Annotated in this window: 12 protein-coding genes; 7 read left to right on the forward strand and 5 right to left on the reverse strand. The window is 41.8% G+C overall.

The genetic code is table 11. The annotated features are described in order from the left end of the window. Positions 1-106 precede the first annotated feature (106 nt). The 6 genes from J2X69_RS02590 to J2X69_RS02615 all read left to right on the forward strand — a co-directional run bounded on the left by J2X69_RS02590 (position 107) and on the right by J2X69_RS02615 (position 6,932). On the forward strand, positions 107-601 hold the full coding sequence (locus tag J2X69_RS02590) for a DNA topoisomerase IV (protein ID WP_310097988.1): 495 nt from the start codon (positions 107-109) through the stop codon (positions 599-601). Positions 602-624: 23 nt separating this feature from the next. After that, positions 625-2,526, forward strand: coding sequence for a DNA topoisomerase IV subunit B (locus J2X69_RS02595; RefSeq protein WP_310097991.1), 1,902 nt, complete (start codon positions 625-627; stop codon positions 2,524-2,526). A 105-nt stretch (positions 2,527-2,631) separates the two neighbouring features. Continuing rightward, positions 2,632-3,261, forward strand: coding sequence for a SatD family protein (locus J2X69_RS02600; protein ID WP_310097994.1), 630 nt, complete (start codon positions 2,632-2,634; stop codon positions 3,259-3,261). Continuing rightward, positions 3,245-3,574: a hypothetical protein gene (locus J2X69_RS02605; protein WP_310097996.1), complete on the forward strand. Its 330-nt coding sequence runs from the start codon at positions 3,245-3,247 to the stop codon at positions 3,572-3,574. The genes J2X69_RS02600 and J2X69_RS02605 overlap by 17 nt, the downstream gene beginning before the upstream one ends. Then, a complete protein-coding gene (locus tag J2X69_RS02610) occupies positions 3,571-6,189 on the forward strand; it encodes a DNA gyrase/topoisomerase IV subunit A (RefSeq protein WP_310097997.1) in 2,619 nt (872 codons plus the stop codon). Before J2X69_RS02605 ends, J2X69_RS02610 begins: the two co-directional genes overlap by 4 nt. A 20-nt stretch (positions 6,190-6,209) precedes the next feature. Next, on the forward strand, positions 6,210-6,932 hold the full coding sequence (locus J2X69_RS02615) for an RNA methyltransferase (RefSeq protein WP_310098000.1): 723 nt from the start codon (positions 6,210-6,212) through the stop codon (positions 6,930-6,932). Here the strand turns inward: J2X69_RS02615 and J2X69_RS02620 are convergent. The 3 genes from J2X69_RS02620 to pckA form a co-directional block, all read right to left on the reverse strand. Then, entirely contained in the window at positions 6,910-7,518 is a 609-nt protein-coding gene (locus tag J2X69_RS02620) for a hypothetical protein (RefSeq protein ID WP_310098003.1), read from the reverse strand. The two genes, J2X69_RS02615 and J2X69_RS02620, sit on opposite strands and share 23 nt — an antisense overlap. A gap of 609 nt (positions 7,519-8,127) precedes the next feature. Continuing rightward, positions 8,128-8,565: a peptidylprolyl isomerase gene (locus J2X69_RS02625; protein ID WP_310098005.1), complete on the reverse strand. Its 438-nt coding sequence runs from the start codon at positions 8,563-8,565 to the stop codon at positions 8,128-8,130. Between the two features lie 323 nt (positions 8,566-8,888). Beyond that, the gene (pckA, locus tag J2X69_RS02630; protein WP_310098008.1) at positions 8,889-10,490 is read right to left on the reverse strand and encodes a phosphoenolpyruvate carboxykinase (ATP); all 1,602 of its coding nucleotides are present in this window, start codon (positions 10,488-10,490) and stop codon (positions 8,889-8,891) included. A gap of 346 nt (positions 10,491-10,836) precedes the next feature. Here pckA and J2X69_RS02635 point away from each other — a divergent pair, with 346 nt between their 5' ends. After that, a complete protein-coding gene (locus J2X69_RS02635; RefSeq protein WP_409014382.1) occupies positions 10,837-12,336 on the forward strand; it encodes a peptide MFS transporter in 1,500 nt (499 codons plus the stop codon). A gap of 104 nt (positions 12,337-12,440) precedes the next feature. On the opposite strand, the gene J2X69_RS02640 is transcribed toward J2X69_RS02635, so the two are convergent. Together J2X69_RS02640 and tyrS are read right to left on the reverse strand one after the other, a co-directional pair. After that, the gene (locus J2X69_RS02640) at positions 12,441-13,142 is read right to left on the reverse strand and encodes a TetR/AcrR family transcriptional regulator (protein ID WP_310098016.1); all 702 of its coding nucleotides are present in this window, start codon (positions 13,140-13,142) and stop codon (positions 12,441-12,443) included. Between the two features lie 149 nt (positions 13,143-13,291). Continuing rightward, a complete protein-coding gene (tyrS, locus tag J2X69_RS02645) occupies positions 13,292-14,584 on the reverse strand; it encodes a tyrosine--tRNA ligase (RefSeq protein ID WP_310098019.1) in 1,293 nt (430 codons plus the stop codon). Between the last annotated feature and the right edge of the window lie 125 nt (positions 14,585-14,709).

Raw genomic sequence — 14,709 nt, forward strand, 5'->3', positions numbered from 1 at the left:
TGGTTTTGCGAAGCTACTTGTCAAAGATAAAGATAAAAGGATCATCGATAAGTCGGATTCAGTTTGTCCAAATCCTTTATATTAGCACATTCAATTCCCCTCTATCATGTATTACCGATTCGGAAAAGCCTTCTATTTTCTAAGTATAGTCCTGTTCATTTTCTTTCTGCTGTATTTCTATTCTGCATTGGCGGAGAATATCAGTTACAATTTTGATGAAAATGGACTGTCACCCGAAAAAGTAAGTAAGGAGATGTTCTTCTATGGAATGATCGCTGTTTTTATTATCATGAATATGATTGTTCTACTACCTCCTAAATTGCTGGAAACCAAAAACCATCAGGGTTTGACCCGGATTTTCCCGATTGGCGATAAGTTTCGGGATTATTATTTGGGATGGTTTTATTCTTTTGGGGGAATCCTTAATATGAGTTTGGGCATGTTGGTATTTTATACCCATGCGATCAATAATCAGGAGGAAATCGCTGCGAGTCAGTACAATTTCTTCTTTTACCTCATTCCCGGACTTTTTGTCGTTTGGGTTATAGGATTGTTCGCGATTCTCGTGGGGAAATTCAATCAAGTTAAAAATAAGTCTTGAGCAGAATAAGTATCAAATAGCATATGGCTGAAGCAGTTAAATATACAGAAGACAGTATCAAGTCCCTCGATTGGAGGGAGCATATCAGGCTAAGACCCGGTATGTATATCGGTAAATTGGGAGATGGAAGTGCGCAGGATGATGGGATTTATGTCCTTGTAAAAGAGGTGCTGGACAATTCTATTGATGAGCATATGATGGGCTATGGGAGAACCATAGATGTCAAAATCTCCGAACATAAGGTGGAAGTCCGTGACTATGGCCGTGGAATTCCCCTGGGCAAAGTCATCGATTGTGTATCCAAGATCAACACAGGCGGTAAATACGATTCCGGTGCTTTCCAGAAGTCTGTAGGCTTAAATGGGGTAGGTACCAAAGCAGTGAATGCCTTGTCCGATTTCTTCAAAGTACAGGCTTATCGTGAGGGAGAAACCAAGGTAGCCGAATTCGAAAAAGGCATCTTGGTAAATGATCCTCCGATCAACAAAACATCAGATAGAAATGGCACAAAAGTCGTTTTTTCTCCTGATGGCGGCATTTTCAAAAACTACCATTTCATACCGGAATATCTCGAAAACCAGATTTGGAACTACGCTTATCTGAACGCAGGTCTTACGATCAATTATAACGGAAAGAAGTATTTCTCTGACAGGGGGCTTTTCGATTTACTATCCAATAAGATAGACGAAGAAACCCAGCGCTATCCTATTATTCACCTGAAAGGGAATGATATAGAAATGGCTCTCACTCACTCCAATCAGTATGGAGAGGAATATTATTCTTTTGTAAACGGACAGTACACAACCCAGGGTGGGACACATTTAGCCGCATTCCGTGAAGCGGTGGTCAAGACTGTCCGGGAGTTTTTCAAGAAAGATTACGATGCTTCCGACATTCGTCAAAGTGTGGTAGCCGCTATTTCTATCCGCGTGCAGGAGCCGGTGTTCGAATCACAAACCAAAACTAAACTTGGTTCTCAATCCGTAGGGCCTGATGGTCCGACCGTCCGCACGTTTATCAATGACTTCCTTAAGACAGAGCTGGATAATTATTTACATAAAAATCCGGCGGTTGCCGATGCTCTGTTAAAGAGAATCCTCCAATCTGAACGTGAGCGCAAAGAGATTTCCGGCATCAAGAAACTCGCAAACGAGCGGGCGAAAAAAGCCAATCTTCACAATAAGAAGCTGAGAGATTGCCGTGTGCATTATGATGATCCTAAAGCCAATGAGGATGTGAAAGCCAATACCATGCTGTTCCTTACCGAGGGGGACTCTGCCTCCGGATCTATCACCAAATCCCGTGATGTGCAGACTCAGGCGGTATTTTCCCTAAGAGGGAAGCCTTTGAATTGCTTTGGGATGACCAAGAAGGTGGTGTATGAGAATGAGGAGTTCAACCTCTTACAGCATGCGTTGAATATTGAAGATGGAATAGAAAATCTTCGCTACAGAAAGATTGTAATTGCTACGGATGCTGATGTCGATGGGATGCACATCCGCTTGCTGATCATGACCTATTTCTTGCAGTTTTTTCCTGATTTGGTGAAAAATGGGCATTTATTCATTCTCGAAACACCGCTTTTTCGAGTGAGGAATAAAAAAGAGACGATCTATTGCTATTCGGATGAGGAGCGGCAGCGGGCGATTCATAAGCTGGGTAATAAGCCTGAAATCACACGATTTAAAGGATTGGGTGAGATTTCTCCTGAAGAATTCGGAGGATTTATCGGAGAGGATATTCGTTTGGAGCCGATAATATTGAATAAGGAAACCAAAATAGGTGACTTGCTGACTTTCTACATGGGTAAGAATACCCCCAATCGTCAGAACTTTATTATTAAGAATTTAAAGATAGAGAAGGATTTGGCACTTGAGGATCCTAAAGCCGCCGCTGTGGCTGAAGAGGAAAGCGAAGCGGCATAGTTTTGCATAAAATATGCAATAATGTAAAGTATTGTATGTTTTATGCAAAATTATTAAAAATTGCATTATTTTTACAATATGTTATTAATGTAAATCTAATGCTGTATGAGAGAGTGGATACTAATGGGAGATGTGATCAAAAGCAGTCATGCAGATCAAATCGCCTTACAGAAGAATTTTGCTGTGCTGATCAAAATGGTTAACGAATCATTCAAAGAGGAATTGGCCTCTCCACTAACTATTACGCTCGGGGATGAATTTCAGGGAATTGTGAAATCTTCAGAAGATGTAGCCTTTGTACTCGTAGCCTTGGAAGAGTATCGATGGCAGCTGGAGATTCCTATTTTGATTAGATATAGTGTGACGTTGGGGGAGATTGATACTGAAATCAATCCGGTAATCGCTTACGGAATGCTTGGTGCCGGCTTGGCAGAAGCGAGAGAAGCCTTGGTCGAGATGAAGTCAGCCGAAGATAGATTGGTATTGAACGGAGATTTCCCAAAAAAACGTCAAATGGCTTTGTCTCTCAATCTTTTGCTAGAATTGCAGGAGCAATGGAAATGGAAGGATAGGGACATTATCAAAGGATATTTTAAGTTTAAGGATTACAAAAAAGTAGCAAAAGACTTAAACAAGGATGTTTCTTTGATGTGGAGAAGATTTAACTCGTTAGAATTTTCCTCTTATCAAAAACGGAAGAAGCTTGTCAATCTGATATATGGAGATAGGGATTAGGTTTATTGGCTTTTATCTGGCTTCAGAACTGGTTGCTTATTTTGTTTTTAAGTTGGTTCGGATGAAGTATCTGAAAAACTACGGTTCTAGACGCCCGATGTGGAATGGGATAATAGAGCGGATGTTTATCTATCTATGTCTAATTAGTGGTGTTTACCATGGATTGACTTTATTTGGCGCTTTGAAAATAGGAACAAGAATCAAAGTGGATGACAATAAAATTTCAAATGATTATTTCCTGATTGGAAATATGATTTCTGTTGGATTGGTATTATTGACCTTCCAACTTTATAAATACTGGACTACAACATGAGTGAAGAAAACAATTTGCCTGAAAATGGAGACGAATCCCTGCACACTTCTGTCCCGGTGACAGGAATGTACAAAGAATGGTTTCTTGATTATGCTTCTTATGTCATCCTTGAGCGGGCGGTTCCTGCGATCGAAGACGGTTTGAAACCCGTGCAGCGTCGTATTATGCATGCGATGAAGGAAATGGATGATGGGCGATTCAATAAAGTTGCCAACATCATCGGTCAGTCCATGCAGTTTCACCCGCATGGTGACGCTTCCATTGGAGATGCTATCGTAAATATCGGTCAAAAGGATCTACTTATAGAAACTCAGGGTAACTGGGGAGACGTGCGGACCGGCGACCGGGCTGCGGCTGCCCGTTACATTGAAGCCAGACTCTCCAAGTTCGCACTTGAGGTGTTGTTTAATGCCCAGACTACTGAGTGGCAGCTTTCATACGACGGTAGAAAGCGGGAGCCGGTAACATTACCTGTTAAATTTCCCCTTTTGCTGGCGCAAGGAGTAGAAGGTATTGCTGTGGGACTTTCCACCAAGATCCTTCCACACAACTTCTGTGAGCTGATACTCGCTTCCATCGAGATTCTCAGGGGAAATAGATCCAATGTGCTTCCTGATTTTATCACCGGCGGATTTGCTGATTTTTCTGAATACAATGAAGGACTGAGAGGAGGCAAAGTAAAAGTTCGAGCAAGAATAGAAGAGGAGGATAGTAAAACTCTTTTAATCAAAGATATACCTTTTGGAGTAACTACAGATACATTGATTGATTCTATCCTGAAAGCAAATGAGAAGGGCAAGATTAAAATCAAGAAGGTCGTAGATAATACTGCCAAAGATGTAGAAATAGCAATACAACTTGCGCCTGGAGTTTCTCCTGATGTAACGATAGATGCACTTTATGCTTTCACGGATTGCGAAGTATCGATTTCACCAAATGCCTGTGTAATTATCAAGGATACTCCGGTCTTCCTGACAGTAAATGATATCCTCGAATACAATACCAAGCAAACCAAAGCGCTACTCAAGCGTGAGTTAGAAATCCGTAAGGCGGAATTGATGGAGAAGTTGTTGTTCTCCTCATTGGAAAAGATCTTCATCGAAAACAGAATCTACCGGGACATAGAAGAATGTACCACTTGGGATGATGTCTTAAAGGCAATAGATGAGGGGTTGGATCCCTACAAGCCAGATTTCTATAGAGAGATCACTACGGAGGATTTGGTCCGTTTGACTGAGATTAAGATTAAGCGTATTTCCAAATTTGATACATTCAAAGCAGATGAGCTGATGAAGCGACTTCAGGATGAGCTGAAGGAAGTGAATCATCATTTAAGGCATCTGACGGATTACGCAATTGCTTACTATGAAAATCTGCTTACAAAATATGGTAAAGGGAGAGAGCGTAAGACAGAAATCAGAGCTTTTGATACCATTCAGGCAAATGCTGTAGCTGCCAGTAATGCAAAGCTGTATGTAAATCGTGCAGATGGTTTTGTAGGGTATGCGCTTAAGAAGGATGAGTTTGTCTGTGATTGTTCGGATCTGGATGATATCATCGTGATCCGCAAGGATGGAGTCTGTATGGTTTCCAAGATCCAGGAGAAGAATTTCATGGGCAAGGATATTTTGCATGTAGCCGTGTTCCGCAAAGGCGACGAGCGGATGGTATACAACTATATCTATCTGGATGGTGATACCGGACGGGCGATGGTCAAGCGTTTTCAGGTATTGGCCGTGACTCGTGATAAAGAATACCTGCTTACCAAAGGTACCAAGGGAAGTAAAACACTTTACCTCACTGCCAACGCAAATGGTGAAGCTGAGATCATCACGGTGTATTTGACTCAGGGAGCAAAAGCCCGTGTGAAAGTTTTTGACTTTGATTTCGCTACAATAGATATCAAGGGCAGGGGAGCAGGCGGAAATATTTTGACCCGATATCCGATACGGAAAATCCAGTTGAAAATGGAAGGTGTGTCTACGCTGGGAGGATTAAATGTTTACTATGATTCCATTGTAGGAAGATTGAATACCGATGCGCGTGGGAAATTGATAGGTAATTTCTTGGGAGACGATAGGGTGTTGGTCTGCTACAAAAGTGGAGACTATGAATTGACCAGTTTTGAAACTACCAATAGATATGATGCTCCCAATATCTTACTTATAGAGAAGTTTGATCCGGATAAAGTGCTGTCAGCCATTTACTTTGATGGTGGTAGTAAAACCTATTATATAAAACGTTTCCAGATAGAAACAACGACATTAAACAAGAATTTCAATTTCATTTCAGATCATAAGCAATCGTATCTGAAACTTATTTCCACGGAGAAGCAACCACAAGCGCGTGTGACTCTGATCAAAGGAAAAGAGGAAGAAGTGATGGAGTATGACTTGGATATGCTGATTGATATCAAGGGCTGGAAGGCGTTGGGTAATAAATTAAGTACCTATCAAGTGAAAGATCTGAGTCTGATAGAGTCTAAAAAAGTCGAACCATCCAAAGATTCTGAATCTGAAGGAGATGAAAATGATTCGGATGATGATTTGGAAGTTGGTTCCACTATAGACTTATCCGTTAATAAAGACGATGAAGATCAACTGGGGCTGTTTTAATTAGCCCCATGTTTTTCAAAATGGAAGCGAAAAATCACTTAGAAACTATAGATCAAGACTGGTTGGATTATTTGGGCCAATACATCACTGAACATAAGAAATCAGTAATGGAGAAGGTGCTGGCGAAAAGAACCCGCTTCCTTACTGTAGTCCTGGAGGATATTTTCAAACCTCATAATGCCAGTGCTGTTTTACGCACATGCGATTGTTTCGGGATTCAGGATGTGCATGTCATCGAGAAGGTGAATAAGTACAAAATCAATCCTTACGTGACCCGGGGCGCCTCCCAATGGGTGGATTTGCATAAGTATTACACCAAGGAGGGATCAGCGGTTCAGGATTGTTTTTCCAGTTTGAGAGAAAGAGGATATAAAATCTACGGAACCAGCCCATTGCCCGGATCTATTTCAATCTATGATCTGGAACCAGATGAAAAGCTTGCGCTGGTATTTGGAAATGAGCATGAGGGTATAAGTGCGGAAGTTCAGGAAAGTGTGGATGGATTGGTGCATATTCCTATGCTGGGCTTTACTGAGAGTTTCAATATTTCAGTAGCAGCTTCCATTTCTCTCTATGAGCTTGTCAAAAAAGCCAAAAACTACGATCATACTGATTTCTATCTGACAGGGGATGAGAAGCAAATCCTAAGAATGAAATGGTATAGGTCGGTGGTAAATAGAGCTGATTTACATGAAAAGGCTTATTTGAAGTCAAAACTGCCTAATTCCTCTTCTGAAAAATAGCGTTGATTTGGTCATTGAATGAACTCTTCTTTTGAGATTTCCTTTTCGCTTTTTGTCGCTTTCTCTGTCTTTTCTTTTGCTCTTTGCTTTTTACCAAAACCATACGTGCGGAGATTCCGACTTGTCCTCTATAGAATTCTTCCCGCCCAGCCAGATTGATATTAGGCTTATAATCCAGAGAAACCACCGTATTCAACAGCGTTAGTTCCAGTCCCCCAATCAAATCCAATCCTGTAGTGGAGTTTCCATAGGTATGAAGAATTTGTTTTTGCTCCGGATCTTTCACAAAGCTCTCTTCTACTCCAAATGAGGGACCTACTCCATAGTAATAATTAAAGCGTTTGGAGATTATGGGGTGATGCTTTTCCAGCAATACTGAAAAAGTAGTGTTCAACTTGAAATCGGATTGGAGAATTCCTTCCAGAGTGAGCCTTTTTGTGATCCTCTGCTGTGCTGTCATCCCAACTGTTCTGTACAGATTATTATTTCCAAAACGGAGACCCACTGCAGTTCCATAGCGCTGAGCCTCTGAGATGGGCAGGGTTGCGAAGAACACGATGGTGACGAGCGTAAGGCGTATTTTCATAGACTATATCAAAGGAAATGACTGTTGTTCAATAACTATTCCAACCTTTAAATTTCATGCAGTCACAATAAAACAATCGTAAGTTGGAATGTAGAACCTCTCCTTTGTTGCAGTTTGTGTACAGGTATCTGATACCGTTTTTCCGTGCGTGAGACACGCACGGGGGCGAAGGATCGATGTTGTGCTTAAGGCTCAATAGGATCAAGAATGATTTCCGGAGAAATGAGTGGGGAAGTGCAAACTAAATCCAGCTTCTGGAGAAGCAGGATAACTCTGAATCGGGCGTTTGTGTACAGGTATCTGATACCGTTTTTTCCGTGCGTGAGGACACGCGCGGGGGCGAAGGACCGAGGTTGTGCTTAAGGCTGAGTAGAATCAAGAATGATTTCCGGAGAAATGGGAGGAAAGCGCATTTAGATCCAGCTTCTGGAGAAGCAGGATAACTCTGATGCAGGCGTTCGTCTCGCAGTATTTCAATAAACTGTGTCCCTCTGCGCAATTCTCTGTGCCCTCAGTGGTAAATAGACTTTCTGCGCCAAATAGACTTAAAAAAGAATGCCCTCAAAAGCAATTGGCTGATGAGGGCATTTCAACGTTTGGAGGTGTCGTTTAAGACTCAGAAACTACAATTTTTTCGATTTTGTCTCCTGCTTTGATCTCGTCGATGATATCCAAGCCTTCCACTACTTTGCCGAAACAGGTGTGATTTCTGTCCAAATGGGCTGTATTGTCTCTGCTATGACAAATAAAGAATTGAGATCCTCCCGTATTTCTTCCCGCATGTGCCATAGAAAGTACACCCCGGTCATGGTACTGATTTTCTCCGTCCAGTTCACATTTAATGTGGTAACCCGGGCCGCCGGTACCATTGCCTTTGGGACAACCACCCTGTATTACAAAATTTGGGATAACTCTATGGAAAGTCAATCCATCGTAAAAACCTTTATTGGCAAGGTCAATGAAATTCTGTACTGCAATAGGTGCATCCTTCTCATAGAACTCCACTTTCATTGTGCCTTTCTCCGTAATTAATTCTGCTGTCTTCATTTTTTCAGGTTTTCGTTATGTTCCAATCAGGAGCTTTTAGATTCTTAGCTGCGCAAAAATATAATAATTACGATAAGATTTAACACGAAAATTATACCGGTGACTATTTTATGAACTCTTGCTTGTTCTGAATGAGCACATCCTTGCTGAAATCAGGGATAAATTCACTACGTGCATCCACACGGATACACGTAGTGTTTTATTGTCAGGACAGTAGAAACGCCGAAATAAAGTTTCAAAGGATTTTCCATTAACCATTTGAAACCAAGTTGTAGAAAGGGTCTTGTACCAAGACATACCTTTCTATAGCTTATTTATTCTTTTCAGAGAAGTGGACCTCCTTTTATGATGGACTCAGATGAAAATTCTTCAAATTGTTGAAAATTTGTCTTGAATGCATCCGCAAGTTTCTTTGCTTGGATATCGTAGGCATCCACATCTGTCCAAGTTTGTCTCGGATTAAGTATCTCTGAGGGCACATTTGGACATTCCTGAGGGATCTGAAATCCAAAAAACCGATGCTCAGCGAACTTGACCTGATCTAATTTCCCCTCCAAAGCTGCCGTAATCATAGCCCGGGTATAAGCCAGTTTCATTCTTGATCCTACTCCGTAGGGACCACCGGTCCAGCCGGTATTGATCAACCAAACATTGGTGTCATACTTTTCCATCTTTTCGCCGAATAAAGTGGCATATTTTGTAGGATGAAGTGGAAGGAAAGCTGCACCAAAACATGCCGAGAAAGTCAGTTTTGGTTCGGTTATACCCATTTCTGTCCCTGCCACTTTTGCTGTGTAGCCGGAAATAAAATGATACATTGCCTGACTTTTATTCAATTTGGAAATAGGAGGGATCACCCCAAAAGCATCTGCCGTCAGGAAGAAAATATTTTTCGGTATATCTGCTTTAGATGGTATCAGTGCATTCGGTATATAGTCAATAGGGTAGGCAGTACGGGTATTTTCAGTTACGGATTTATCCGTAAAATCAACTTCCCTGGATTTTCCCTTAAATCGTGTGTTTTCTACGATGGATCCGAATTTGATCGCATCCCAGATTTCGGGCTCTTTCTCTCTGCTTAAATCAATGACTTTGGCATAGCAACCTCCTTCGAAGTTGAATACTCCTTCTTCGGTCCAGCCATGCTCGTCATCTCCGATTAAATATCGGTTAGGATCTGCCGAAAGGGTGGTTTTGCCAGTGCCGGATAGCCCAAAGAAAATAGCGGTGTCTCCATCCGATCCCACATTTGCAGAGCAATGCATAGAAAGAACATTTCGTTCATGGGGAAGAATGAAGTTGAGTACTGAGAAAATCCCCTTTTTCATTTCCCCTGCGTAACCGGTACCACCAATCAGGATGATTCGCTCGGTGAGATTGATTATTGCGAAATTTGGGCTTTTGGTACCGTCAGTTTTGGGATCGGCCTCGAATTCCGGAGCACAAATGATTGTAAAATCATGCTCAAAATTTTCCAATTCTGATTCCGAAGGCCTTAGAAACATGTTGTAGCAGAAGAGATTGTGCCAAGCTTTGGTATTAATCACCTTCAATTTGAGTCTGTAGCTCTCGTCTGCACCGGCATAAGCATCCCTGACAAAGAGCTCCTTGTCCGCTAAAAATGCTTTCATCTTGCCCATTAGCAGACTGAATTTCTCAACATCAAATGGAATGTTGATGTCACTCCACCAGACCGATTCTTTGGTTTTATCATCTAGGACGATGTAACGGTCTTTTGGGGATCTCCCGGTGAATGCACCGGTATCTGCCATCAATGCGCCGGTGGAAGTGAGTTTTCCTTCTTTTCGCGCTAAAGCAATTTCCACCAGCTCAGCGGGTGGAAGATTGACATGAACTTTTCTGTTGGTTGTAGTACTAAGAAAAGCCAGGGGGGAAGTCTGGGTTGCCAGATCTAGTTCCTGCATAAATATTTGGGTTTACAATCTGAAAATTGTCTTCACAAAACTACTGAAATACCTTTTAAATAGACCAATAAAATGTGCTTTATTTTACATTACAATCGATTGCATGTAAAAAACAGATGTTTATTTCGGTACTGGTTTGTATATAAGAAGACATGGTGCGGTTATGTCTTTCCAGTGGTGTAAAAATCAGGTACAAAGCTATAATTCAGTTGCTCTAACTTTGGAAACAAGCCCTAAAAAGGTTTATCATTGCAAAATTGATTTCACCCAAATAAAACTTTCCTTGGAAAAACAACTTACTCCTGAATTTGAAGGGCCTACTGTTTTTGGCCATCCTAAAGGCCTGATGATACTCTTTTTCACAGAAATGTGGGAGCGATTCAGCTTTTATGGCATGCGGGCATTGCTCATACTGTTTATGACTATGTCTATCGCGGAGGGAGGTTTGGGGTTTGACGACCAGACTTCCGGAGCAATTTATGGTCTCTACACCATGGGGGTTTATTTGTTGGCTTTGCCCGGCGGCTGGCTTGCGGACCGGCTTTTCGGATTGAAAAAATCTGTATGGTACGGTGGGATTATCATTGCTATAGGTCACTTTACAATGGCTCTTCCCGGATTAATGGCGTTGTTCTCGGGCAGCCATTCGATCAAAGCCGAATTGAGCGCACTTGATACCTCCTCTTTCTTTCTGGGTTTGGTACTGATAGTAGTGGGAACCGGGCTTTTGAAGCCAAATATCAGTTCGATTGTAGGACAGCTTTATCCTAAAGGGAGCTCAAAACGTGATGCAGGTTTTTCTATTTTCTACATGGGAATCAACCTTGGCGGATTTATAGCTCCAATTGCCTGTGGTACGTTGGCAACTTATGATATGCACCTCGGTTTTGGGCTTGCGGGATTGGGAATGGTTTTCGGACTAATTCAGTATAAACTGTCCGGGGGAATACTGGAAGGATACGGTGAACCGCCGTTGGTGGTGACCGAAGAAGAAGTATCGGGTCAAAAGAAATTGAGATCCTTGGTGACTTATATAGGACTTGGTGTGGTAGCGGTAGTTGGGGTGCTATTTATGGGTGTGATACCGATCAATGTTTCTGCCATCGCAGGAGCTTCGGGTACGATTATCGCACTGGTTGCTTTCGGTTATCTGGGATATGTGATAATTTTTGGAGGGCTGGAAAAGTCAGACAAAAGCAAAGTAGGGGTAATTGCTATTCTATTTCTTTTCTCCGCCATGTTCTGGTCAGGATTTGAACAGGCAGGATCTACACTGAATCTATTTGCTGAGCGTTTTACAGATCGCACTATTTTGGATTGGGAGATCCCTACCAGTTATTTCCAGTCTATTAATTCTTTTTTTATTATCCTTTTTGCACCGCTTTTTGGAGCACTTTGGGTATGGATGGGCAGAAGGAACCTTGAGCCAAGCTCACCTCTGAAATTTACGTTTGGGCTTCTGTTTTTGGGCATTGGTTTTTTTGTGATGTATTTCGCTACCAAAATCGCAGCTTCAGGTGAGCTTGCAGCACCTACTTGGCTGCTGGTCACTTTTATGTTCCATACATTCGGTGAATTGAGTTTATCTCCTGTAGGGCTTAGTCTGGTGACTAAATTGGCTCCAAAAGGCTATGGAGGGCAAATGATGGGAATCTGGTTTTTATCCATTGCTCTGGGAAATCTGTTTGCAGGCTTGATAGCCGGTGAGGCAAGCGGTGGTACGGATGAAGCCTTGGCCCAGATGCCTGACCAATACATGTTGATCGTTTATACCGTCTTCGGTTCTGCTGCCTTACTCTTCCTACTGAGGCCTATGATCAAGAAAATGATGGGAGATGTAAATTGATAATTAAGTTGAGCACCATCTACTAAGTATATAAATAAAGGCTGTCGAAAAACCTTCTCGACAGCCTTTATTATTTTATACTACCTGTGCTCTCTTTACTTGTACTAGAATAAGCTAGTTTGCACTGTAGTTTTCTTGGTTGCTTGAATAGTGCCTTTTAGCATTTCCTGCATAAGACGAAGGAATCCCGGTTCCCAGTTTTCAGAGTGGATTTTTAGATCTTTGCCTTCATATTCTATCGGACCGAGCATTTTCTCATAGCCAATGATCATACTCCAGATCGTGTAAAAAGTAATTTCCGGCTGTAATTCTGCCCGAATACTGCCGTCTTTGATCCCTTGACTCACCATCATTATTCCTATTTTGGCAGGCTCATGATGGATTTCCAGGAGTTTCTGAAAATGGGTAGATTCCAGTGTTTTCGGATCAATTAATTTTCGTGTTTCCGGATTGTTGTACTTCTTGAGTAGATCAAGGAAATTGAGAATAGAATCGTAATACACTTGATTGGCTTTCGCAAAGACAACAATCTTCACCAGCAAAGAACAAAGCATATCCAGCCCTGTTTTCCCCTTGGATCTAGTAGACCATTCGTCGCGGAATTCATCCTTGAACTGATCGAAGGCTTTCTTGGTCAAAGCCATAAAAAGGTCTTCCTTATTTTTGTAATAGAAATAGGTGAGGCCTTTGCTGATCCCGGCTGCTTTGGCCACATCCTCCATTCTAGTGGCCAGATAACCTTTGGAAGTAAAGAGTGCTACAGCTGAATCTAAAATGAGTTTTTCCTTATTTTTCTCTCCTGCCATGGATATTAAATAGTTTATAAAAATAGAGTTCAAAGATATTAAACTTGGGTCAAAAACAGGCTTGCGGTCATTTATTATTTTGACCAAAAGTCCTAAAAAAAAGGCTTTAGAGATTCCCTAAAGCCTTTTTTGGAGTGAGTATCATGTACTTACTTAACTTCCACGATGTAATAATTTTTCTTGCCTTTTTGCACAAGCAAATATTTGTTTTGAAGTAGAGTCAAATCAATTGCAGCGTTCGGATCCGAAAGCTTTTCTTTGTTGATACTTACTCCACCTCCTTGGATCATTTTTCTGGCTTCTCCTTTCGATGGAAAAACAACTCCCTGAGTAATTTCCCCAAAGAGATCCAGAATAGAATTTAGTCCTGCATATTCTTCCCGATCAACCTGAACCTGGGGAACGCCCTCGAAGACCTGAAGGAAAGTACGCTCATCCAGTGCCGCCAAATCTTCAGTGGAAGACTTGCCAAATAATATCTCCGATGCTTTCACGGCCATATCAAAATTGGATTCACCATGAACCATAACCGTGATTTGCTTCGCTATTTCCTTTTGAAATACGCGAAGATGCGGTGCCTCGGCATGCTCAGCTTCCAGTGTTTCAATTGTGGTCTGATCCAAAACGGTAAAAATCCGGATGTATTTCGTAGCATCTTCATCAGACACATTCAGCCAAAACTGGTAGAATGCATAAGGGGAAGTTTTTTCTGGATCCAGCCATACCGAGCCGCCTTCGGTTTTGCCGAATTTCGTTCCATCTGCTTTGGTGATCAAAGGAACGGTCAGCGCATAAGCACTTCCTCCTCCCATTCTTCGGATCAATTCTGTGCCTGTTACGATATTTCCCCATTGATCTGATCCGCCCAACTGAATAGAGCAGTTTTTATTTTTCCACAAATGATAAAAATCATAGCCTTGGATCAGCTGATAAGTGAATTCTGTAAAGGAAAGCCCATTGCCGTCTTCCAGTCGTCTTTTTACAGAATCCTTGGACATCATGTAATTCACGGTGATGTGTTTTCCTATATCGCGGATAAAGTCCAAAAAGCTGAATTCTGACATCCAGTCATAGTTATTCACCAGTTCGGCTTTGTTAGCCGTAGAACCGGAAAAATCCAAAAACTTCGAAAGTTGGTCCTGAATGCATGCCACGTTGTGATCCAGTGTAGGTTTATCCAGAAGATTTCTCTCAGCGGATTTGAAGGAAGGATCTCCGATCATCCCTGTAGCACCGCCTACGAGCGCAAATGGCTTATGTCCGGCACGCTGGAAGTGCAGTAAGGTCATCACACCTACCAAGTGACCAATATGCAGGGAATCTGCTGTAGGGTCAAAACCCAGATATGCCGAAGCCATGCCTTTAGTCAGGTGTTCTTCGATTTCGGGGGTCATATCCTGAAGCATGCCTCTCCAGCGTAATTCTTCTATAAATGAGTTCATCCAATGAGTTGATTTTTCGAGGTGCAAATATAGTCTTGTATACCGAAGGAATGAAGGAAAGCTTTAATCCATTATAGGATTTTAATCCTAAGTGTACAGAATAAAGCCGATCAAATAAAGTCAGG

The sequence above is a fragment of the Algoriphagus sp. 4150 genome (assembly GCF_031457395.1).
Classification (GTDB): Bacteria; Bacteroidota; Bacteroidia; order Cytophagales; family Cyclobacteriaceae; genus Algoriphagus.